The sequence below is a fragment of the Mycobacterium sp. TY814 genome (assembly GCF_030755175.1).
Classification (GTDB): domain Bacteria; phylum Actinomycetota; class Actinomycetes; order Mycobacteriales; family Mycobacteriaceae; genus Mycobacterium.
In genome coordinates this window covers 27,057-49,729 of record NZ_JAUFRY010000006.1, presented here as the reverse complement: position 1 = coordinate 49,729, position 22,673 = coordinate 27,057, and the positions used below count along the sequence as shown (strand labels likewise).

Genomic DNA, 22,673 nt, shown 5'->3' with positions numbered 1-22,673 from the left:
CTTTGGCCTCGCCATCAGACCTTCTCCAGCACATTCATAACGTTGTCGATGATCTCGGCGCAGGACTTGGCGGGGACGTGGCTGTCCAGCAGCGGTTTATATAGCCCACTGCGTAGGCGGCGCCGCTCGTCGGGATTCTGGCGCCAGTGGGGGAATTGATCCACTGCCACCTCGATGCACACCGCGACCCGCTGGATGTCGACGTTCAGCTCGCTCAAGGAACGCTCAGTACTCAATGCCGAGTAGATACCGAAGGCGCGATCCGACAGTCCGCTCTGCCTCGCGAACTCGCGCAGTTTGTCCTTCTCCTCTGCAATTGCCTTGAGCTCGTCTAGTGCGGCAAGGCCGTTGACCTTTCGCTCTTCGAGATTTTCGATGACACGGTCGGCCCTGTCTTTGATGCTCTGGAGCGCCACCGCGGCTGCCGGATTGTCTTCCATCTCCTTGCGTAAGCCACGCAACAGGTTGTAGACCTTCTCCTCGGGTGGTCCGTCGTCCCTACCCAGTGCCTCCAATGTTGGGACGTCGAACGTGGCAACCTTGGTGAACCTACCCAGACCTTGCTGAGTCGCGGTCTCCTCGATCAGGCGCTTGGTCTTGTGCTCCAGATCGGCAGTGAAGGTGGTCGCCTCGGAGTAGGCGTTTCGCACGGCCGCGTACAGAACAGATAGGCGCTTGTACGTCGCGATGTGGTCGCGCAACTCCGCTGAGGGCGAGAGTATTTCCCACAACGCCTCGATATCGCGGTAGTCGTCGAAAAATTTCTTGCGCTCGTCCTCCGATACGAATTTACCGTAAACGATGCCTTCTAACTGCTCGTCATCGCCTTGGCCGCGCGTGACCTGCAGGTACTCGGTGGAAGCAGCGTCGATCTTCAGCAGCAGATCCACCATCAGCACATCGAGGTCTTGCAGGGCGCCTTCGACATCGGCGGAATCGAATCGCAACGCCTTGTGAAGTTCTTTCAAGATGCCAACGAAGTCTACGACGAGACCCACCTTCTTCTGCACACCCTCGCTGTCGACATATGGTCGGTTAACGCGCGCGAGGGCCTGAAGGAGGACGTGGTCACGCATCGGCTTATCGAGATACATCGCGTACAAGATCGGCGCGTCGTAGCCGGTGAGCAACTTGTCAGTGACGATCAGGATCTTGGGCTGTTGATGGGCCTTCTTAAACTGCCGACGCACCTCTTTCTCGCGGTCATCGGAAAGCTGGAGCTCATGTACGTCGGGACGGTCGACGACATCGCTCGCATTCCTGCTGTAGACCACCTCGGACCACTCGAGTGGCAGCAGCTTGTCGAGGGCGCGCTTATACTTCGCACACGTCTCACGGTCCACCGCAACAAGAAAGGCCTTGTACCCCAGCGGATCCACGTTCTCATTGAAGTGGTTCGCGACGAACTCAGCCACCTGCGCCACGCGGCTGTCAGAGCCGAGGAAGGTGCGCAGTCCGACTGCTCGCCGCAGTACGTTGTTGAGTTCATCGATGTCGGTGACGGCCTCGTCGGACGCAAGGGCGTAGAACTGCTCGTCTAAGTCCTCTGGTGCCATGGACATCGACGACGGCGCAAGCATGTACTTGATCGGCAGAGTGGTCTCGTCCTCGATCGACTCAATGATCGAGTACTTGTGCAGGTAGCCCATTTCGTCCTGTGATCCGAAGATCTGGAACGAACTTGTGCCACCGCCTTGTGTCCCGCCGACCGGGGTGCCCGTAAAGCCGATGATGGTGGAGTTTGGGACCGCCGCCATGAGGTATGAGCCGAGATCAGCAGCGACCGATCGGTGAGCCTCGTCGATGAAGACAAAGACGTTGTCGCGGTTGGAGCTGTCCTTCCGGATTGTCTCGAACTTGTGGATCATCGAGACGACCAGGCCACGGAAATCGGAATCGAAGATGTCTTGCAGGTCATCCTTGCTGTTGGCACGCCGAACCGGGATGTCGTTGGCCTGCATCTCGCCGAGCAGTCTCTCGACCCACTCCTTGAGCTGGCCCTCCAGCTCGGTGCGGTCAACGACGAGGATGACGGTTGCGTTGTTGAAGCGGTCCTTCTGGCTGAGGATCAACTGCGCCGCCGTTAGCAATGTGAAGGTCTTGCCGGAACCCTGTGTGTGCCAGATTAGCCCCCGATTCTTCGCCTGGTCGGCACACCGCTCAACCACCGCATCGACTGCACCGCGCTGGTGCTCGCGCAGGACCGATTTCTTCGTTTCACCATCTTCGACATAGAAGAGCACCCACTCGCGCAAGGTGCGCAGGAAGTCACGCGGCTCGAAGAACGCCTGTACGGCATCGCGGTAGGACTCGTCGCTCGTGTGCTTCCACCTAAATAGCATGCGGCGGTTGATGTTCCACGTCACGCCGTACCAGTAGTCGATTAGGTGGGTCTCGTTGTGAAGCTGCGCCTGAGCGAGAAGCTCTGGCGTCTCCATCTCGTAACGTCGAAGCTGGGTAACGGCTTTGGTAAGCGCGTCGCGGTCCTTCGGGTTCTTGTGCTCGACAATGGTGACTGGGATGCCGTTGACGAGGAACATGACGTCAGCGCGGTTGCCCTTTGCCCGGGCCGGCGGCTCGATTTTCCACTCCCATGTGACGTGCAGGGCGTTCTCGTGGGGTAGACCGAAGTCGACAACCTGAACGGGGCGCTGCCGCTGTTCGTTTTCGTCGTGCCATTGACGTTCGCCGCGGAGCCAACGCAACACTTCTCGGTTGCCCTCGATCGTGGCGGGCAGCGCTTCAATGCTCTCGACGATCGCGCGGGCCTGGTCCTCGGTAAGCCACGGGTTGAACTGCCGGAGTTTGTTCTCCAGCACCACGGGGAACAGCATGTTCGCCCGACCACGACGCATGCCCTCGGCTTCCTCTGGCGTGAGTTGTTGCCAGCCGACGGCTGATGCGTGCACCACCATCGGGAACTGAACCGACTTGGCCTCGGAGATCTTGATCTGACTCATGCTGGAGTCCCGTCGTTTGACGGCAACGCGCTCAAGTCGAGGTCGTCGATCGACACCGTACCGGTCATCAGCTTGTGCAACAACGACTTGAAGATCCGGTCCAGCACGTCGCGCTTACGGCGGTACAGGTCGATCTTGCGGTCGAGAGCATCTAGCACATCGACGATCTCCTGCTGCTCGTCGATTGTTGGCGGCATCGGAAGTGGAAGCGCGTCAATGGTTCCCGTATTGAGGTTGTATTTGCCGTCGGATGCGGGAGTCGCTCGGCCGGCAACCAAGGACGTCCCGCGGGACGAGCCGTAGAAGTACGCTGCAAACTTCGGCAGTACACGCGTCGTCAGGCGGGCACGGATCAAGTAGGACGCGAAAAGCGCTGAGCCTGGGTCACCCTCGTAGACCGCGCATGACCCCAATCGGTCAATCACACCATTCGTCCGGATGAACAGTAGGTCGCCGTATTGAAGCAGGTACTTGCTCGCCTGCGCAGGCGCGAGACCGCAATACTTTAGCTCAGCGCTATTCACACGCCCGGGCTGAATATTCGGGATTCTTAGAACGGGGTACCCTTCGGAATCCGAGGTGCAATGCACCGACGTTCCATACTGGAGGAACTCACGAACCTCGCCGAACGCACCGATGCTCCAACTCTCAGGGATTGGGCCGCTCTCGGTCTCCTTCAGTTTTTCTCCTCGTAGACCCCGCGTGAATACCTGCTCCATCGCGGCTCGCTTCAGGGAGGAAGCACTCGTGGCGCCGCGCTCCGCTGCCATACAAAGGTCAAACAAGCTCCACAGGAGCTTCGCGATGGATGCTTGCTCCGATCGGTCGTAGGCGGGCACAGCGAACGACTTGATGTGCGCCCAAGAAGTTCGGGGATGTTGGGCTCCAGTCACACCTTGCATAGCGAACTCGATGAAAGCGGGTGAGTGAACAACACATGCGAGGTACTCAGGGCTCACGCCCAACTTGGGTCGAAGGACTAACAACTCCGTGGTGGCAACTCCTGCGCGATCCACGAGCACCGCCTTGTCGAGGTACGGCCGCAGCTTTCCGTAGAGCACATCACCCGGCTCGAATGCGGCCTTCTGGCTCGTAACATCACTCGCTCTCCCGAAGCCGGTCGCTCGAAGACGGCCAGATTCAAGGTGCTCTAGGCCCAGATAAGGGGAGTCCGGCATCGTCGCCGGGTCGACCTGGAGGCTGAACAAGTCACAGAGATCACTGAGGAGGGCAGCCGACTCGGTCATGCCAGCTTCCTCAAACTCGCGAGTGCTTCATGGAGTTTGCCCTCGAGATCCGCTTCTGCACTCATGCACTGCTCGAATTCAGTCAGCAAATCAACGAGGTCGCCTGTCTCATCGGTGGCGACAGCAGAAACCCACCGGCTGGGGCTGAGGTTGTAATCCGCGTCGGCGACCTGCGCGAGGTCGATGACCGCAACTTCCCCCTCGGTGGGATCGCCTGCGTTGTAGAGCCTCGCTAGATCCGAGACGTCCTCGTCAGCGAGGTGGTTCTTGGGTTTGCCCTTGGTGAACCGCTTGCTCGCATTGAGCAGGGTGATCTTGCCCTTCTTAGGCTCGGGCTTGCGCTTGTTGAGCACCACGATGACGCCAGCGGCCGTCGTGTTGTAGAAGAGGTTGTCGGGCAACAGGATGACGCCCTCGACGAGGTCGCGGTCGACGAACCACTTGCGGATGTTGCGTTCCTTGTCTTCGTTCTTCGAGCCCGAGCCACGAGTTACGGCACCGGTGTCGAGGACGACCGCCGCACGGCCGGTGTCCTTGAGCACCGAAAGCGTCTGCTGGAGCCAGGCCCAGTCACCCTTGCCTGACGTTGCGCCACCGTGTTTGATGAACCGGTCGTACGGGTCGTCCTCGAAAATGCTCGGGTCAAAAGGCTGGTTCCACATCGGGTTCGCGACGACAAGATCAAACTGGTCGAGTGATCCCGACGATGTCCGGAACTTAGGATTGATCATGGTGTCGCCCCGGCGTAGGTCGACGTCCATGTCGTGGATGATCGCGTTCATCCGCGCGACGGCGTAACTCTCGGCCTGTAGCTCCTGACCAAACAGTTTGAGTGGGATCTTGGCGGTCGGGTCGAGCTCGCGCGCGATGAGCTGGAGCTTGATGAGTAGGCCGGCGGAACCGCAAGCGTAGTCATGGCAGGTCTGTCCTGGCTTCGGCCTCAGGATGCGCGCGATGAGGAATCCGACCTCGGTTGGAGTGAAGAACTCGCCCGCACTCTGGCCCGAGCCTTCTGCGAACTTCCGGAGAAGATATTCGTATGCGCGGCCAAGGAAGTCCGGCTGCACGTCTGCGAGGCCGAGGCGATAACGCGGGTCGGAAAATGTCTCGACGACGCCATTGAGCTTGGCGGGGTTGATGTCTCGCTCACCGTTGCGCTCGGCCGCGAAGTCGACGACGTCGATGACTCCGGCGAGGCTCGGGTTGAATCGGACGACGGCACGCACGGCCTTGGTGAGATGTTCACCGATGTCGCGTGGTCGTGTAGACCGACCGCGCTCGTCGTCAGGCCAGTCGTACGGCACGCGTCCGCTGATGACGGACCAACGTGCCTCGGCCGGGAGATAGAAGCGGAGCAGGTCGTGGTCGTTGTCCGCGATCTCCAGGGCGACGTCACGGTCGCCGTACTCCTCGGCGAGTCGGTCGATCTCGTCGTCAAAGACATCGGAAAGGCGCTTAAGGAATAGCAGCGGCAGCAGGTAGTCCTTGAACTTCGGCGCGTCCTTCTCGCCTCGGATCGAGCAAGCGGCGTCCCACAGCATCTGCTCCATTGGCTTTGTGGTCGGAGTCGCTGGCTTAGCTTGACGGCCACGGCGACGGGTGACTACTGCTCCACCGGCAGCCGGGGCATCGCTGGGATCGACGCCAGCTTCCTCGGCCAGAGCGTTGATCTTGGCGAGCTGGGCCCTCTGTGGCTTGCTGGAGCCGGCTTCCCACCTGTTCACCGTGGCGAAGGAGACACCGAGCCGCTCGGCCAATTCGCCCTGGGTCAGATCTAGAGCAGCGCGGATAGCTTGAAGGTGCGCAGGAAGAGTCGAGGATTCCGTCATGTATGTTATGTTTGCATAGTGATGTAACAAATACAAGCGGATCTGGCCAGTTGACCAAGGTAGAGGAAGCCTGCGCGCCGTGGGCAAGAGTTCAAAAGAGAGGACTATATGGCAGAGCCAACGGAAGAGACTTCAGCAGCGGAAGGCAGCCCCAAACTGTTGCTCGCACAAGTCCGTGAGCTGTACGGACGCGCTGCCTACACGCACAAGACCCACGAGAAGCAGGCAGATATCTGCTACCGAAAGTATTGGTGGCAGCGCCGAGGACTTGTGGCCATGACAGCCGTTAGTTCGACCGCGTTCGTGGTGTCGCTCCTCGGTCTAGCAAATGGTGAGCAGTGGGCGCCACTGGTCACCTCGTTCATCGCCTTAGTTGTCACTGCGATGAATCTTGGCAGCAAGAACTTCAAGCATGGCGAGGAGATGCAGCAGCACCGTGACACGGCGGCAAAGGTATGGGATGTCCGCGAGTCCTACCTGTCGCTCATCGTTGACCTTCAAGCGGGAGCGTGCCCGATGCAGGAGGGAATCCAACGACGCGACGATTTGCAAAAACAGTACTTCGCCATCCTCGGTGATGCTCCCCGCACAACCCCCAAAGCCTACGAGGCCGCGCAAGGCGGTTTAAAGAACCGCGAGGACTTGACGTTCTCGGAGAGAGAGATTGACCAGATGTTGCCGGTCCAGCTTCGAAAGGGAAAGCCAGCAGCCGATGAAGACAAGTGAGATTTTCGAGGGTCTGCTCACGAACCTACAGGTCGATAATGCCGGCACCATCGGGACCCGTCGCGATGAAATCACCAAGGTTCTGAACAATGAGTTCCGGAACCTCGACAGCTCGAAGGACCATCAGCTCATGGTGGGCTCCTACGGGCGCTTCACGGCAATTCGCGGTATTTCGGACCTTGACATGCTTTACGTCCTGCCGTCGTCCATATGGGACAAGTACGAAGGAGAGGACGGACCCTCGGAGGTCTTGTCGCGCACGCGCGCCGCCATTCAAGCGCGCTACCCGACATCCAGCGTGAAGGTTGACAGTCCAGTGGTCGCCGTGACATTCCAAAATTTCATGTTCGAGGTACAACCCGTCTTCGAGCAAGCGGACGGCTCGTTCAAGTACCCGCATACGAAATCGAAATCCTGGAAGGTCACCAAGCCGCGCGAGGAGATCAATGAGACCCGAGACTACGACAGCATCACCAATCGGAATTTTCGCAAACTATGCAAGATGGCGCGAGCGTGGAAGAACAAGCACGGCGTAGTCATGGGTGGCCTGTTGATGGACACCTTGGCGTACAACTTTCTGCAGAAGAACACCGACTACCATTCCGCGACCATGGCGACTTATGCCTTCATGGTCCGAGACTTCTTCAAGTTTCTGTCCGAAGAGGACGATCACGACCATTACCAAGCGCTGTCTCTATGTCAACCTGACTCAGGACCACTGTGACGGCTTGATTCGGGACCACCTCGGCGAGGAGGTGGTGGCTCAGGCGTCTTCGTAGGCTGTGATCGCGAGCTGCTACCGCGGGTATGGCTGAGCCGGTATGAGGTGGTGCCGGTTTCGATGATGGTGCCGTGGAAGGTGAGTCGGTCGACGATCGCGGCGCAGAGTCGGGGGTCGGTGAAGGTTTTGGTCCAGCCGGAGAAACTCTCGTTGGATGCGATGGCTACTGACGCCTTTTCCTCGCGTTCAGTGAGTACTTGGAACAGCAACTCCGCGCCCCGGCGGTCGAGTTCCATGTAGCCGAGTTCGTCGATACATAAAAGATCGACGCGGCCGTAGCGGGCGATCGTGCGGGCGAGTTGCTTTTCATCGGCGGCCTCGACGAGTTCGTTGACCAGTTTGGTCGCCAGTGTGTAGCGGACGCGGAAGCCTTGCTCGGCGGCGGCGGTGCCCACACCAATGAGCAGGTGGGACTTGCCGGTGCCCGAGTCGCCGATCAGGCAGAGCGGGTCGCCTCGGCGTATCCAATCGCCTTGGGCGACGGTATGTACGGTGGCGGCGTTGATGTTTGGGTTGGCGTCGAAATCGAAGTCGCCCAACCATTTCTGACGTGGAAACCCGGCCGCTGCGACTCGCCGCAAGGTGGATCGGCGGTCCCGGTCATCGCATTCGGCCAGGAGCAGTTCGGCGAGGAAGCCGTGGTAGGTGAGCTGTTCACGCTCGGCGACTTTCACTGCTTCGTCGATCACCGCACGCACGGTCGGCAACCGCAGGCGTCGGCATGCGGAATCGACGGCGGCTTGGGCCGCTTGTGGGGTCATCCCGCGTTGGCGGCGCAGGGTGTTGGTGACTTTCGTGGCCGTGCTCATGATCCAGTCGTTCCTTCCATTCCGTCACCGGGTGGCGGTGTTGGGGGTCTGCGTTGGAGCAGCTCGTCGTAGGCCGCGACGTCAGGCAGCGGCCGGGTGTCGGGTGGCAGGCCGGCGATCACGGTCGCTGGATCAGCCAGGCGGCGCTGGGTCAGACTGACGACCCGGTAATCGACGGTATTGGCATGGTTACCGGCGTGACGGTCTGATTCGAGACCACCACCGGCGGCATGCAGGCGTGCTTCGACCGCGACCACATCCGCTGAAACGGCACCGACCGACAGGGCGGCGTGGATCCCGGCGATCACATCGGTAGCGCGCATGCTGCGGTGCAGCAGCAGCACGTCGATTAGCGAGCGAGTCCCGCCAGCATCGCCGTCGACGCGGCGGGCCTGCTGCCAGAACGCCTCGTGCGCTGCGGTGAAAGTGCCGGCGGCGCGGGCCTGAGCAAGCGCGGTGGAGCCGGGCAACGCGCCGGGTTTGCAGTGCAACACCTCCAGATAGTGGTCGAGGTTGATCGATTGCCCGTTGCGGGTCGTGACGCGTTCATGGCGTGCGGCGATAGTGCGGCCGTCGAAGACGACCAACTCCGAGGCCCGCAGCGACACCCTGACTTTGCGTCCGATCAACCGGGCGGGAACCGAGTACTTCGCCGACCGCGCCGTGATCAGCGCCGACCGGTCCACCCGTGGATGCAGCACCAGCCCCGGGTCGAACCGCTCGGCAGGCAGAGCGGCGAGATGTTCTCGTTCGGTCTGGAAGTCCTGGCCCACGGTGTGCAGCCGGCCGGTGACCCGCCGATGATCCTCACGTGCTTCGCAGCGGCGGATGTAGTCGTTGAGCTCTGACAGCGAGTCCACTTCCGGCATGGGCGTGAGCCAGGTGCGGCGGAAACGTCCGATCTCGCCCTCGACTCCGCCTTTCTCGTGGGCGCCTTTCACTCCCGGCTGGCAGTAGAACGGGTCGAACCCGTAGAACGATCTGAACAGCACCCACCGGTCGTTCTCGACCCTGCCCCGACCGCGGCCGAACACCACCGAGGTGACCGCAGACTTCAAGTTGTCGTAGCGGATATGGCGCACCGGGATGCCGCCGATCACGTCGAATGCTTCGATGTGGCCTTCGAGGAACGCCTCCTGCGACTGAGTCGCATACACCCGATGGACTGCCTTGCCGGACATCGACATTCGGAAAACGAACATGTAGCAGCGGGTTCTGACACCAGCGAGGATGACGTGAACCTCGCCGAAATCAACCTCAGCTTCAGCGCCGGGCGGGTGTTCCTGCGGCACGAACGCTTCCTGCGCCTGCTTACCGGACTCGGCGATGATCTCCGCACGACGGACCCGGACATAGTCACGCACCGACGAATACGACACATCCTCAACGCCGTGTTCATCGGCCAGACGATTGCAAATCCTTGTCGCAGTGTGGCGTTGCTTGCGGGGCGCATCCAGATCGGTCCGCAGCATCGCATCAATCGCAGGTTTGAGCGGGCCCAGTTTCGGCGACTCCCGCACCGGTGTCTTCCGCCTCGGCGGCTCCGGATTCGCCAACGCGTGCCGGACCGTATCCCGGCCAACCTTGTACTTACGAGCAAGCGCCCGAATACCCAAACCCTCGACCCGGGCGTCCCTACGTATCTGGGCGAACAGCTCCACACGACTTCCCATCCGGAACCCTCCGACAGCGAGCCAATAATCGACACGCCAACCGTCGAGGGTGGTCCTGAATCAAACCGTCACAACACACCGGTCTGAAAGAAGGTGGTCCTGAATCAGGCCGTCACACCGGTCCTGAATCAAACTGTCATAGCCAGCGCTGGGAAGTAAGCAGGATGTAAAGGTCAAGAAGAGGTTCCAGAGCAAGGCAAAGACCGCGTACGAGTTGTGCCTCAAAGCGATTGGCGCTGACGGCAAGCAGACGGCCAACGCTAAATGGAAGAAGGTCTTCGGCAAGCCTGTTCCTGCCGCCGACAGTGCCGCGAAGACTGCGAGCGCCTACACGTTCGACCACACCGAAGAGTTCATCGAAGATCAGTTCCCAGTGGACGTTCGGTACACCCTGACCATCGACTGCGCCGTCACCCAAAACGGCTTCCGCCCGGACACCCTACGCAGCATGCTTACTCGACATGTCTGGCTCAGACCGCAAAAAACCTTGAACTTCACGGTTACGGAGTGCGATGTGCCGCAACCATTCAAGTTCAAGTGGAAGGTCTTGAACCGCGGCGAGGAAGCGGAGAAACGAAACGAGATTCGGGGTCAGATTATCAACGACGACACCCGAACACACCGCGAATCCACAAACTTCCGTGGGGAGCACTATGTCGAGTGCTACGCCATCAAGAATGGCGTGGTCGTTGCGCGGGACCATATTGATGTACCAATCACCACGGCCCAGCATGCCTAAGCTAAGCCGTTCGCTGGCCGCCGCATGGTGGTCGCGATAAAACTGGGATCACTTGTGGCACTTCCCAACTTGATTGACCGAGTCGACTGTTGACTCGCTGACGATGTCACGGGCTGGGTTGGGTGGCAGGAAATGCCATGTAGCAGTCAATGTGATTGGCGACGGCACGGGCGAGCTGCCGTGCAAAATCTGGTCTATCGTTGACCAAGGCATAGTCCCTGCCGGGGCCTATGAGATTCAACCGAGACGATCGACCTAGACGTCCTACCCACCCAGTTCGCATTGGGTCACGGTGACGCCGCCGGTCACGACAGCAGCGGTAGCGCCGCCTCGATCATCACTTTGCCCACCTCGGTGCCCGCCGCGGTGGCGATTGAGGTCATCGCCGCGGTGGCCAACGTCCTGAGTCGACCGGGGGATGGGGAATCCGAGTTCGATTCACCGCGGATCTCCGACACCAGCTGTTCGGCAGCGCCGCGGACCTGTACATCGGCGATCGTGGGTAATGCCTGTTCGATCGCATCGGCGAGTGTGCGCGCCTGTTCTACCTTCTGCTGGACGTTGACAGTCTGCGTAGCGCCGGGACTGTTGAATGCAACCGCGATACCGCTGCTGCTTTCGATGTGCAGATAAGGGCTTTGTACATCGGCGACGCCGGGCAGGTCACGCACCGACTTGCCCGACGCTGCGTACTTCTCCCCGTAGGGGGTCAAGTGTGGCCGGAGAACGATCCTCTGCATGGTGCCGGTGCCGTCGACGTAGCCCTCCTCCATGAGCCACTCCAGTGCGGCGTTCAAATCTTCGCGGGTGACTTCGGTGTCGGACCAAGAAGTCGCCTCCATGAAGGCCGCAGTTTTTGCCTCGGCGATGGTGGCCCCTTCGACCCGTAGCTCGTACAGCCACGCCAGCACTGCGTCCCGCAGATTCCACAGACGCTCAGCCTTGTTCATACCGGTCCTCCTCAGTGTGGTTCGGGGTCAGCGTAAGTGCGGGGTCCGACATTGATGATGGAAGTGCGTTGGCGCTGTTGGGGTTGCGCACGCCGCCTCGATCGCTGCAAGCACGGCTGGTCGATCACCGACCAGAACTTGATTGGTGAGCGCCTACCCCGTTTGGTCAGCCGGGTCTCCGGTATCCGACAACAGCGGGAGCAGTATCTTGGCGACCTCGGTCATGTTGTGCCGTGTCACCAGCAGGTCGAGAATCTGTTCCGGGGTCTGCGGCGGGTTGGTTCGGCGACTCGACATCTCTCGTAACGCCCGTACTCCTGCATGCTGGTGCGCTGACACCGTGTTGGCGGCGAACTGATCTGGGTGCACGGTCTCGATATCGGCCTCCACCAGCACAAGTGCTGTGCTGAACCCCGCTCGGCGATCGTCGGTGACGATGGCGTCGGCTTTGCCGATGATGGCGGCGTGGGCGACGTGGCCGTCATCGGGATCGTCTAGCCCGTAGTTGTACTCGCGGTCTTTGGGTGCGTGAACTTCTGAACCAGGGAACGCCTTCTTCAGCTGCTCGAAAAGGTGCTGACGGCGACTGGCGCTATCAGTGATCCCGCGCCTCTCGTGCAAGCCGGCGAGCACATAGTCCAGCTCGAAGAGGACCCCAGACCCCCAAACAGGCGCGTAGGCCTTTTCGGTGGCCAGCTGCAACAGGAAGTCGCGCTGAAGGCTCGGCACAAGTGCGCAGGTGTCGAGGACAGCGCTATACACGTGGGCGAGTCTTTCAGGCGCCGCGGACGGTCAACGCTTGCGTTTCGCCTCGGCGAGTAACTCGGCGACCTCGTCGGCGTCGGCATCCGCGAACTCCGCCGAGCTCTCGGTAATGAACCGGTTGCGCCGGGCACGAAGCTCCTCGCGGTAGGCAAGAACATCGGCAAGCCGCAGCTTGCGACGCACAGCGCCGGGCACGTGCGCCTGCAACTCGCCGTCCTCGATCAGGCGAACGACCGTAGGGCGGCTCAGGCCGAGGATCTCGGCGGCCTGCTGGGTGGAGATTTCTCGATCGCGAGTCAAGATACTTATGGACTGGCCGTGGCTGAGGGCGTGGGCGACACGCTTGAGGACTTCGTAAAGCTGCTCGGTCAGTTCGACGCGGTCGTGTCCGCTCGCACCGGACAGAAAGAACGCAGGCTCAGGAGACGTCCCGTGACGGGCCTCGTGCGCCTCGATGAAGCTGAGGACATCGGCAAGCCCATTGGCATCGGCCGGAACCGGGTTAACAATCTCCGCGGAGGCGGTGCTCATGGGTCTCCCTTCCTTTCGTCTCATCGCTGGAACTCGACCAATCGTAGCAGAGTTGCGAAAGTTACGAAAAGGTATCGGGTTGAACCATGCCGAGCAGTCCAGCAACCCCCGGGTTACGGGGGAATCCACTCGTCGGGAAATTGAAAGCCGTCGGGCGTCGCGAAATGCGTACTTGCGCCCATACGGTTGGACCATGGATAAACACCTCTGGCCCACAGCTCCGAGCGAAGACCTTGAACCAGGTGTGCCCGACTTCGCACGATGGGGCGAAGCGGCGCCCTTTGTCGCACTATCAGAACGCCTGTACTCGAAAACGTGCACGTTGGCCAGCAATATCGATGACTTCGGAACCCGCGTGAGCGATCCCGCGGTGGTCAATCACATCGTCAATCGGCTGGCATTCATGGGCTCGCATATCGCCGACATTGTCCACTCGCTGGCGGGCAAGCTGGACCGGTCGATGATCGACTTCGATCATTGGCTTGAGGTATTGGAGGCGTTCGATGGAGCTAAGCGCGCTTTTCATGAGGCCAATGGAGCAGCGCAAGCAGCCACCGAGGTCCTGCGCAATCACACACAAATCCCGCGCTGAGGCGACGGGCGAGCCGTCGTAGCTGCACCAAATAGGGCGGTCGCGAGCCGGGAGGCGAACGATGGTCCGTCGTTGACCAGCGCGTAGCCGCCGGCAAGGCCGCCTTGATTGCAGATTGTTCGCCGTCGTCGTACCCGCCGATGCGTCACGGCGCCGGTGTTCTGACAGACGCGGCGGACCCGCCGGGTAGTCGTTCGCGGCACGACGGCAGTCGGGAAGCCGCTGTCTGGATTGCCGTAGACCGCTTGGTTGCGTGACCAGCGCCGGACGATACGGCGAGCAGCGATGTATGCGTCCTGAGCGACCTCGACCACGGTGATGGCTTTCTTGAGTCCGTACACGCCCCAGAATCTGCCGGGGCCGCGTCCGGGTTGCCGCCACAGTTCGGGAACGATGTGCTGATATTCCTTGTCGCCGTGCAGATTTGGTGATGAGTGCTTGGTGAAGTAGATGGCCAGCCGTTTGGGGTCGCAGGCTCTCAGCCCGTTGCGCACGTCGATGGCGGTTCCGGCGAGCCGGTGGCGAGCCTTCTGCACCGAGTCAGGGTGGTCGACGATCTGTGCCCAAGTCTCGGATAGCCATTGAGCGAATGCTCGGCCCGAGCGGCCCGGTGACATCGGTGGAGCCATCCAGAGATGAACGTGCGGGGCGCCGCGTCGCTGAAACTCCAATTTCCATATGTAGCGGGCAGACTCACCGTATTCACGTTGAAAGCGTTTGCGCCACAACACCATGTGCCGCTTCACGCTGGCGCCATCCGGTGCGACGACCTCCCAGTCACCCGGATAGGTGAGCGTGACCATCGCCGGGACACGATCAGACTCCACTAGCGGGCTGTAATCGAGTTCGGCGAAGGTGCGGCACATCGCCGACCGTGATTTTCGGGACCACTCGGTGATGACACCACCGGAACTGTGCTGGTCGTTTTCCGTAGGACTCCGTCGTGTCGAAGACACGACGGCCTGATCATCGTTCCCGGCAGCGAGGGCGAGGTCGCTTCTGACTTGCAGCTTCGCGTCGTCAACGTCACGTTGGTGATGACCAACGGCCCGCTCGGCGGCTTTCTCGGCGCGGACGGGATTGGTCCACCCGAGTCGCACGACGCCGGGACCGACGGTGATGCGAAAACGTCCCGATTCAGGTTCGGTGCCTCGACGGTCAGGACCGGAAGCCCACGGTGCTGCCGGCTCGAACAGTGCCGCAGCCGCGGTGACCATCTCGGGACTCGGGAACCGCAGCCCCAATGCGTCGATCGCCCGCAGATCGCCAGTCGCGACCCCGTCGGCGAGCGAGCCGCGGACATTTTCGGCACATATAACAAGCCCGCCGGCCCGGGCCGGGTTGAGGCCGGTGCCGCGGTCGACGTCCGGCCGACCACTGGCGCTCTCGCGCCCTGCGGCCTGGGCGGCCTCGGGCGCTCGCGACCTACCGTCAACCGAGGCACCGGCAGAACCGTGCCGCGAAGGCGGATGTTGTGATGCCGATGTCGAGTCCCGCGTCGAGGGGGTCGGTACGGCAGCTGACGATGCGATGCTGGGCATCGGGATGCCTGCCCCCCGGAGCCCGCGCAACCGCGCACAACTCAGGCGGCAGCACGGGAGCTCCTGATAGGGAGTGCAAGCACCGTGTCCGGTTTATGTCCGTTCGCCGGACAGGCTGAATGCGTCGGCGCAGCTCAATGCGGCGCATACGACGAACAGAATCAGATAAACCGCAGGTCAGCGGCTAATCCGTCCGCCTGAAAAGCGGAAGGTCGGCGGTTCGATCCCGCCCCTGGCCACCAGGTTCTGCCTGTGTAGACCCGGTTCATGGACACGGTTGTCGGGTTATGTGTCCGGTCTCGGGTGTTCGCGTTTCGGCCTCAGCTCCCGACTTTCGGGCCATGCTTGCGTAAGTGTGATGTAGATCACGGTAAGTCGGCGGGGCCAGGTCAGGTCTTCGAGCGCCTGGTGTCGAGGCGGGCTCATTGCGGGCAGTGCCACCCCCTGACGACGCCGACCGGTCTGTATCGGCGGCCACGCGTTCATCTTCGGCTGCAAGACCGCCGATTGCGGTGCGGGACAGGAATTTCGCAAGAATTTTGCAAACCTCTGGCAAGTGGCGGCAACTAGAACTAATCGCATGTTGCGATTAACTGTTTTGGGTCTGACTACAGTCGGCTCTCTGCTCGTCGGTTCGGGACTGGCGACAGGCACCGCCCACGCTGATCCCGCTCCGATGGTCTGCCAGGACGGAAGCACGTTAGCCACCCCGACCAACAGCTGCACCTACCAATGGTGTCCGGGCTCCCCGATCCTGAAGAACATGCCCAATTGGGACATGAACGTCTGCCACCCTTGGTATTTCGACCAAAACAGCCCGCTGACCAACTCGACCATCATCGAAGGGTTTCCGCCACCGTACCCGCCAGGGCCGCCTTGCATACCCCTTGTCACAAGACTGATTTGCGAGTGACTTCAGGTGCGGTTGCCAGCTCTGTGCATCGGCGCCGGACGGATTGCACAACCCGCTGCGCGCGTGACGGTGCCTAGCTGCTTCCGCCCGGGCGCAGCGTTGGGGTGATGGGGCGTCAAGCGCCGCAATGCGCCCTCGTCCCCGCAAACCAGTCATCCTAGGGATGGCCAGCCACAGTGGTCGCGTGCACCAGCAACTCGGTGATGCCGGGCGGACAGCCGCCGAGGTTGTCCATCACCAGCCTCGGCGTCGGACCGGTCCGGCAGCATGCGTCATTTGGGCTTCTCGTCGACCATGTTCCGGTGGGTGAACGGCCGCGGGCAGGGGAGAGTCAGGCCGAAGCGTCGGCTTCACATTCGTCAACGCACCTGGACAGTATGCATCAATCCAGCTTGATGTAATTTGGGTCGATGCAAACGTCGCCGGCAGACGCCTCGCCCCCGGAATTTCTGCGGCTGGCCGGCGAGCCGCTGCGCTGGCGACTGCTGTCCGAACTCGCGCGCAGCGACCGGCGTGTGGGCGAATTGACCGAGTTGGTCGGACAACCTCAGAACGCGGTCTCGTACCACCTGGGCCGGCTGCGCGCCGGCGGGTTGGTGTCGATGCGGCGCAGCTCGGCCGACGGCCGCGACAGCTACTACCGAATCGAGCTGGTCCACTGCGCACAGCTGCTTGCCGCAACGGGTGCAGCGCTGCACCCCGGGTTGGCGACTGCATCGCCGACGGTTCCCGCTCGCGGGTCAACTCCGGTGCGTGTGTTGTTCGTGTGCACCGGCAACAGCAGCCGCTCGCAGATTGCAGAGGCATTGCTGCAGCAGGCCGCCGGTCGGCGGGCACGGGTGGCCAGTGCAGGGTCCAGTCCAAAACCGATCCATCCCAACACATTCCGAGTGTTGCGCGAGTACGGGATCGATGTGACCGGCCGGCGCAGTAAGCACCTCGAGGAGCTATGCAGGCGTCGGTTCGACTACGTCATCACCGTGTGTGACAAGGCTCGCGAGATCTGCCCCGAGTTTCCCGGCGGGCAAGCCATCCATTGGAGCGTCGCGGATCCGGCTACTGCGGGCTCCGGACGGGCGGGCTATGCGGCCTTCCGTGCGGTGGCGGCCGACTTGCACGATCGCATCCGCTACCTCGCTCAAGCCATGACGTCGTGCCCGAAAAACATTGGGGGAGAAGCATTGTGACTGCCACCGACTTCTCCACCACCCACCTCGCCGGACCCGGGCGGCGCCAGATCGTGCTCGATGACCCGTCCAGCAACCCGGACGAACTGTTCACCTCCGCCGGGGCGAAATGAGCAGCGGCACCCGGCGCGACTTCCTGAAGTTCAGCGGTACCGCCGCCGTGCTCGCCGCGGGCGGTGCGGCCGGGTTGGCCGGCGTCGCATCGGGCTGCTCTCGGCCTGCGCCACCGTCCCCGCCTGGCGGTAAACCGGACTACACGCTGCGAATCGGCACCGGCACGGTGGAATTGGCGCCCGATCAGATCGTGTCCACCGTGCTCTACAACGGCCAGTTCCCCGGCCCGCTCGTGCGATTCAAAGAGGGCCAACGGACCTGGGTGGACATCTACAACGACACCGGCACTCCCGAGCAGTTGCACTGGCACGGCCAGCACGTCGGGGTCGATGTCGACGGTGCCGCCGAGGAGGGGACGCCGGACATTCCCGCGCATGGTATGCGGCGGATTTCCTTCATCCCAGGACCGGCCGGTTTCCGCTTCTATCACACCCACGTCGTGCCGCGCGCCGATCTCTCGCGGGGGCAGTACAGCGGGCTGGTCGGCCCGGTCTTTATCGAACCCAAAGAGAACCCGGGACGCTACGACCAGGAAATCTTTCTGACACTCAAGGAATTTCAGCCCGTCTTCAGCCGCGGAGGCGACATGGCCGCCTCATTTCTGGCCGGTGACGAAGACCCCGACCTCAATGAAAAAGGCGAATCCGCCATGAACGCGTCGCTGAACCGCGGTGACCCGCACGGATACGAGGTCAGCTACGGCGCGTTCGCTATCAACGGGCGCATGCTCGGCCACGGCGACCCCATCCGGGTGCGGACCGGCCAGCGAGTGCTGTTGCACGTGCTCAATGGCAGCGCCACCGAGACCCGCAGCCTCGCGCTGCCCGGACACGGCTTCGAGGTGATTGCCCTGGACGGCAACCCGGTTCCCCACCCCGCGACGGTGCCGGTGCTGTGGCTCGGTGCGGCCGAGCGGATTTCGGCAATCGTCACGATGACCAATCCCGGAGTATGGGTGCTCGGTGACCTGTCCGACGACGACCGCGGCCATGGAATGGGCATCGTCGTGGAGTATGCCGGACAGAGCGGGGATCCGCGGTGGCTGCCACCCCCCGAGTTCACCTGGGACTACCGACTCTTCGCCCCGCCCCGCCCGGCGCCGGTGGCGCCACCGGATCAGACCCTCGACCTGCTGATCGAGAAACGCAACGCCGCCGACAGCGGCTTCAACGTCTGGACGTTCAACGGCACGCCGTTCTCCATGGACGGTCCGGTGTTGGACCTGCAGATGAACAAGCGGTACCGACTGCGCTTTCGTAACGCCACCGACGACATGCACCCGATGCACCTGCACCGGCACACGTTTGAGATCACGCGCTTCGCCGGGACCCCGACGAGCGGCGTGCGCAAGGACGTGGTCATGCTGGGCGGCTACCAGACGATGGAGGTTGACTTCGTCGCCGACCAGCCGGGCCTGTCGCTACTGCATTGTCACCAGCAGATCCACATGGACTACGGCCTCATGACACTGCTGAAGGTCAACTGAACGGAGGTGACGTGGGTGGGACGCGAAGGTGCCCTGTTCGCCTTTGAGGGCGTTGTGGTGGAGCGCGACGGCGTGCGAGCCCTCGATGGGTTCGATGCCGTGGTGCCTGACGGTGGGGTGACTGCAGTTTTCGGGCCGTCAGGGTCGGGCAAGTCGACGATGCTGCGGCTGTGTAATCGACTCGACGTGCCCACCGGTGGACGGGTGCTGTTCCGGGGAACGGACATCGCCGATCTCGATCCGTTGCGGCTGCGCCGCGAGGTCGGCATGTGTTTTCAGCGCCCGACCCCGTTTCCCGGCACGGTGGCCGACAACCTGCGCGTCGCAGAGCCGGACGCGAGCGAGGCGCAGATGAAAGAAATGCTGGCCCGGGTGGCGTTGACCGGCTCGTGGCTGGACCGCGACGCGACCGCGCTGTCGGGCGGAGAGGCGCAACGAATGTGCCTGGCCCGCACCTTGATTGCCCGACCACACGTGTTGCTGTTGGATGAGCCCACGTCGTCGGATGACGCCGTGGCCGCGCGGGTGATCGAGCAGGCTGTACGGGACTTGGCCGAGACGGGGCTGTCGGCGCTGTGGGTCAGCCACGATGCCGAACAGGTGGCCCGGATCGCCGACCGGGTGCTGCGTATCGAGCGCGGGCGCTGCCTGGGAATCACGCCCGTGCACGCCGGTCCCGGGCAGGTGTCGCAGTGAACGGGCCGGTGTCGTGGGCCGGGTTGGCCATGTCACTGGCGCTGGTCGGCTTCGCCGCCGGGATCTCGTTGTGGCAGCGGCTGGGCCTGGAGCGGCAGGTGCTCTGGGCCGCGGCGCGCGCCCTGACGCAACTGCTGATCGTCGGGGTGGTGCTGGCCTGGCTCCTGCAGCCGGGCCGTTCCCTGTGGTGGTCATGGGCCTGGACCGCAGGCATGGTGCTCTACGCCGGCGACGTCGCGCGCCGCCGCGTTCCTGAGGTGCCCCGGCTCGGCAGACTGGCCGTCGTCGCCTTCGCGGCCGCCGCGGTGGTCACCCTCGGTGTGGTGTTCGGACTGCGGGTCTTCCCGCTGCAGAGCCGCACCCTGGTACCGATCGTCGGCATGATGATCGGCAACTCCATGACCGCCGTGGTACTGGTGGCCCGCCGGCTTGTCGATGAGCTGCGCGACAAACGCGACGAGGTCGAAGCCAGGCTCGCGCTCGGCCAGCCTTCCCGCCAAGCCGCCACACCTTACGTGCGAACGGCCCTGCGCTCGGCGCTCACGCCGCAGATCGAGTCGACCAAGGCCACCGGGCTCGTCTTCCTGCCCGGCGCGATGACGGGACTCATCCTGGCCGGTGTGCCACCGCTGCAGGCCGTTCTGGTGCAAGCCGTGGTGATGTTTCTCGTGCTCGGCTCGACGGCCACCACCACCGTGGTCATCGCCCTCGGGCTGCTGCGCCAGATCTTCACGCCGGACCACCGGTTGCGTCCGCTGCCCCGGCGGCCGGAAGTCGCCCCGCCGCGCAAACGAAACAACCGATCGGCGGCCTGAATTCACCGGTGCCCAAGGTGCGCTGTTGCGCCGTCCGCGGAACATGCTGCGCCACTTTCCGATCAGGTGCTCGGGAAAGGCGTTCCCGTCAGAATCGAATCGCCCGCCAGCGCGACACTGGCCAATTCCAGACCCAACAGGAATGGCAGCAACCCCATGTTCGCGGCGATCGGATTGCCGATCGCGTTCACCAGTCCTTCGACGGGCTGCCCGTTGAACATCTGAATCATCCCGTCCAGGAACAGGTTGTAGTCATAGGACGGTAACGAGATCAGCGCGGCAGTGGCGATATCCGCAGTAGGCAGCAGTGTCGAGTACGCGGTAGAGAGGGCCATCGTCGACGACCCGACGAGCTGTGTGTTCGCCGCCTGAATATTGCGCAGTAGATCGGTGACGCTGGGCAGAGTGAAGGTGCCGGGGCCCGCGGACATCGACGTGACAGCATCCGAAAGTGACGGCAGCGGTGGGAAAGTCGGAGGTGCCATGGTGGACAGGTGGGTGGTCCCGGCGAGGATCCCCTGCTGAAATCCGTTGAGCAGTGCCGGCCCCAGGGCAATGGTGGCCTCAGGGGGCGGCAGGAATCCGAACGGCGTCGGCACATTGGCGGGGCCGGTAGACCAACCGTAGTTCGGGTCGCCGTACCCCCAGTTGATCAAGGGTCTCAGGATCGGTTGCAGGACATCGGCGGCCGGGTCGCCGATGTAGGGGATGAAGCGCAGCGGCTCCAGTAGTGGCAGATCCTGGGTCGGGATCATGTAGTAGGTGCTGGTGGTCGGTCCTTGGGTGGGCAGGAGGATCGCGGAATCAAGTTGTGCTGCAGTGAGAGTGTCGTAGCCGCCGTGCACGGTCACCATGCCGAAAAGAGCGTTCAGGTCGGACAGGATATTGATCGGGTATCGAGGAAAGTCGGCCCAGCCGTCGTATTCGATCGTGTACGAGGTCGTGGGGAATGAATTGCTCGGTGCCGCACCCAGGGCTGTGAACCCCAGGCTCGGGAAACTCAGACCGGGAAAACGGGCGTCCCAGCCGCCATTGGGATTCATCGAATTCCCCAGCAGCACAAAGTTTATCGGCAGTGAGCTCGGCGTTCCGGTCGGGTTCAGCTGCTGCATCGCCAGTGCGGCGATATTGGCGCTCTGCGAGTAACCGACGACGTTGACGGTGTTCCCGGCGGCGAGCTGCTGTTGGATTGTGGTGGTGAGAATTTCGACGCCGCGGGCTATCGACACATCCGAAGTCAGATCTTTGATGCCGCTGTCCGGATACTCGCCGGCAGGCAGGTAGAGGGCTTGCACGAGCCCGGCCGGGAGATTCGGTGTGACGTACCGGCTCACCACGTTGGCGACGAAATCTGCTGGCGGGATGGGTGTTCCGCTGCCGCCCATCACCAGGGTGACGTAGGGCCCAGCCGCGACGGCTTGGGTCAGCGCAGTCGTGCCGCCGGTCAGGGGAGCGGCGAGCCCGCTCAGATTGGCGGCCTCCGCACTTTCGTAGGAGTATGCCGCCGCGGCCAGCGCCCTGGTGAGGTCGTCCGGAAAGGCTGCGACCTGCGCCATGGCCGCCTGACCCTGGCGGGCAAAGGTGTTGAACAGACTGGCGACCGCTTCGGATACCTCGTCGGCGGCCATGGCAGCCAGGTCCGTTGTCGCGGGCACTGCCGCCATGGCCGCGTTGAGCGACGTCTGAATGGACGTCACATCCATTGCCGCGGTCGCCAAGAGCTGCGGATGCGTCAGCACGTATGTCACTCGCTCATCTCCCCCACCACAAACACACTGCCACGTGCGACCGGGAGGGGACGGCGGGATCGTCCGTTACTTAAGCTCTGTCCAGCCAATTCTCAGCTGGCACAAAGCAACCCGTTGCGCCGGATGTCGCTGCTTTGTGTCTTTCGGATTCGCGACAGTGGATTCCGCTCCCGGCATTCAATCACACGGAAAATGCCTGATTTTTGCAGCAGTTTGTCGGCGGGGTTCGCAACAGACCAGTCAGCTGGCAATCGGGCCGGGCCATGCGCTGACACGTGCGGGCGAATAGGAGTCCGAGTCGCGCCGCGTGATCCAGGACGGTTCGAAGTTTCGGGTGAAGGACATCCGCCCGATTCCGTGATTGCCGGTCGACGGTGAGTCGCTGGGGCAGCAGAAGGCACACAGCGTGGGGTGCAGGGTGGGGTAGCCGCACGCGGGGCAGATATTGGTGACCATGTGCTGCGACTCCTCGAGAGATGTGTGCCGGACCAAGCGCGGTCTACCCCGGCCCTGTGGCGGGTAAACCCGCTGTGGCGCGCATCAAAGGGTCCGCGCGAATACACCCAAAGGG

The 22,673-nt window shown here is 62.5% G+C and carries 19 protein-coding genes and 1 tRNA gene; 9 read left to right on the top strand and 11 right to left on the bottom strand.

Annotated features, from left to right (window positions below; all coding sequences use genetic code 11):
• Positions 1-14: 14 nt before the first annotated feature.
• From QXH22_RS29505 to QXH22_RS29495, 3 genes are read right to left on the bottom strand one after another with little or no spacing between them, the layout of a single operon-like run.
• Complete coding sequence (locus QXH22_RS29505) at positions 15-2,960, bottom strand: type I restriction endonuclease subunit R (RefSeq protein ID WP_306277776.1); 2,946 nt, start codon at positions 2,958-2,960, stop codon at positions 15-17.
• The gene (locus QXH22_RS29500; RefSeq protein WP_306277775.1) at positions 2,957-4,207 is read right to left on the bottom strand and encodes a restriction endonuclease subunit S; all 1,251 of its coding nucleotides are present in this window, start codon (positions 4,205-4,207) and stop codon (positions 2,957-2,959) included. Before QXH22_RS29500 ends, QXH22_RS29505 begins: the two co-directional genes overlap by 4 nt.
• Positions 4,204-6,036: an N-6 DNA methylase gene (locus QXH22_RS29495; protein ID WP_306277774.1), complete on the bottom strand. Its 1,833-nt coding sequence runs from the start codon at positions 6,034-6,036 to the stop codon at positions 4,204-4,206. Before QXH22_RS29495 ends, QXH22_RS29500 begins: the two co-directional genes overlap by 4 nt.
• Before the next feature lie 108 nt (positions 6,037-6,144).
• Between QXH22_RS29495 and QXH22_RS29490 the strand changes: the two genes are divergently transcribed.
• Positions 6,145-6,762 (top strand): SLATT domain-containing protein, encoded by a 618-nt coding sequence (locus tag QXH22_RS29490; RefSeq protein WP_122503304.1) that lies wholly within the window; start codon positions 6,145-6,147, stop codon positions 6,760-6,762.
• Entirely contained in the window at positions 6,749-7,486 is a 738-nt protein-coding gene (locus QXH22_RS29485) for a hypothetical protein (protein WP_306277773.1), read from the top strand. Before QXH22_RS29490 ends, QXH22_RS29485 begins: the two co-directional genes overlap by 14 nt.
• Here the strand turns inward: QXH22_RS29485 and istB are convergent.
• Positions 7,462-8,352 carry an IS21-like element helper ATPase IstB gene (gene istB, locus QXH22_RS29480; RefSeq protein WP_082275278.1) on the bottom strand — a complete coding sequence of 297 codons (891 nt, stop codon included), beginning with the start codon at positions 8,350-8,352 and terminating at the stop codon, positions 7,462-7,464. The two genes, QXH22_RS29485 and istB, sit on opposite strands and share 25 nt — an antisense overlap.
• Complete coding sequence (istA, locus tag QXH22_RS29475; protein WP_055578112.1) at positions 8,349-10,025, bottom strand: IS21 family transposase; 1,677 nt, start codon at positions 10,023-10,025, stop codon at positions 8,349-8,351. Before istA ends, istB begins: the two co-directional genes overlap by 4 nt.
• 214 nt (positions 10,026-10,239) lie before the next feature.
• On the opposite strand from istA, the gene QXH22_RS29470 reads away from it, so the two are divergent.
• The gene (locus QXH22_RS29470; protein ID WP_306277772.1) at positions 10,240-10,764 is read left to right on the top strand and encodes a hypothetical protein; all 525 of its coding nucleotides are present in this window, start codon (positions 10,240-10,242) and stop codon (positions 10,762-10,764) included.
• Positions 10,765-11,069: 305 nt separating this feature from the next.
• Here the strand turns inward: QXH22_RS29470 and QXH22_RS29465 are convergent, their stop codons facing one another.
• The 3 genes from QXH22_RS29465 to QXH22_RS29455 all read right to left on the bottom strand — a co-directional run bounded on the left by QXH22_RS29465 (position 11,070) and on the right by QXH22_RS29455 (position 13,010).
• A complete protein-coding gene (locus QXH22_RS29465) occupies positions 11,070-11,714 on the bottom strand; it encodes a hypothetical protein (RefSeq protein WP_306277771.1) in 645 nt (214 codons plus the stop codon).
• Positions 11,715-11,867: 153 nt separating this feature from the next.
• Positions 11,868-12,476, bottom strand: a complete 609-nt coding sequence (locus QXH22_RS29460) for a PIN domain-containing protein (protein ID WP_122503301.1) — start codon at positions 12,474-12,476, stop codon at positions 11,868-11,870.
• A gap of 30 nt (positions 12,477-12,506) precedes the next feature.
• Positions 12,507-13,010 carry a helix-turn-helix domain-containing protein gene (locus tag QXH22_RS29455; RefSeq protein ID WP_122503300.1) on the bottom strand — a complete coding sequence of 168 codons (504 nt, stop codon included), beginning with the start codon at positions 13,008-13,010 and terminating at the stop codon, positions 12,507-12,509.
• Between the two features lie 193 nt (positions 13,011-13,203).
• Between QXH22_RS29455 and QXH22_RS29450 the strand changes: the two genes are divergently transcribed.
• Entirely contained in the window at positions 13,204-13,602 is a 399-nt protein-coding gene (locus QXH22_RS29450) for a hypothetical protein (protein WP_183155430.1), read from the top strand.
• On the opposite strand, the gene QXH22_RS29445 is transcribed toward QXH22_RS29450, so the two are convergent.
• A complete protein-coding gene (locus QXH22_RS29445) occupies positions 13,581-15,143 on the bottom strand; it encodes a hypothetical protein (protein ID WP_306277770.1) in 1,563 nt (520 codons plus the stop codon). The two genes, QXH22_RS29450 and QXH22_RS29445, sit on opposite strands and share 22 nt — an antisense overlap.
• 174 nt (positions 15,144-15,317) lie before the next feature.
• On the opposite strand from QXH22_RS29445, the gene QXH22_RS29440 reads away from it, so the two are divergent.
• From QXH22_RS29440 to fetB, 5 genes are all read left to right on the top strand, one after another.
• A tRNA-Phe gene (locus tag QXH22_RS29440) sits at positions 15,318-15,385 on the top strand.
• 1,081 nt (positions 15,386-16,466) lie between these two features.
• A complete protein-coding gene (locus tag QXH22_RS29430; protein ID WP_306277769.1) occupies positions 16,467-17,243 on the top strand; it encodes an ArsR family transcriptional regulator in 777 nt (258 codons plus the stop codon).
• Between the two features lie 109 nt (positions 17,244-17,352).
• Positions 17,353-18,843 (top strand): multicopper oxidase family protein, encoded by a 1,491-nt coding sequence (locus QXH22_RS29425; protein WP_306277768.1) that lies wholly within the window; start codon positions 17,353-17,355, stop codon positions 18,841-18,843.
• A gap of 15 nt (positions 18,844-18,858) precedes the next feature.
• Positions 18,859-19,539 (top strand): phosphate ABC transporter ATP-binding protein, encoded by a 681-nt coding sequence (locus QXH22_RS29420; RefSeq protein ID WP_306277767.1) that lies wholly within the window; start codon positions 18,859-18,861, stop codon positions 19,537-19,539.
• Complete coding sequence (gene fetB, locus QXH22_RS29415) at positions 19,536-20,354, top strand: iron export ABC transporter permease subunit FetB (RefSeq protein ID WP_306247857.1); 819 nt, start codon at positions 19,536-19,538, stop codon at positions 20,352-20,354. The genes QXH22_RS29420 and fetB overlap by 4 nt, the downstream gene beginning before the upstream one ends.
• A gap of 62 nt (positions 20,355-20,416) precedes the next feature.
• Here the strand turns inward: fetB and QXH22_RS29410 are convergent, their stop codons facing one another.
• Positions 20,417-22,102 (bottom strand): PE-PPE domain-containing protein, encoded by a 1,686-nt coding sequence (locus tag QXH22_RS29410; protein ID WP_306277766.1) that lies wholly within the window; start codon positions 22,100-22,102, stop codon positions 20,417-20,419.
• A 240-nt stretch (positions 22,103-22,342) separates the two neighbouring features.
• Positions 22,343-22,558 carry a hypothetical protein gene (locus QXH22_RS29405; RefSeq protein WP_306277765.1) on the bottom strand — a complete coding sequence of 72 codons (216 nt, stop codon included), beginning with the start codon at positions 22,556-22,558 and terminating at the stop codon, positions 22,343-22,345.
• Between the last annotated feature and the right edge of the window lie 115 nt (positions 22,559-22,673).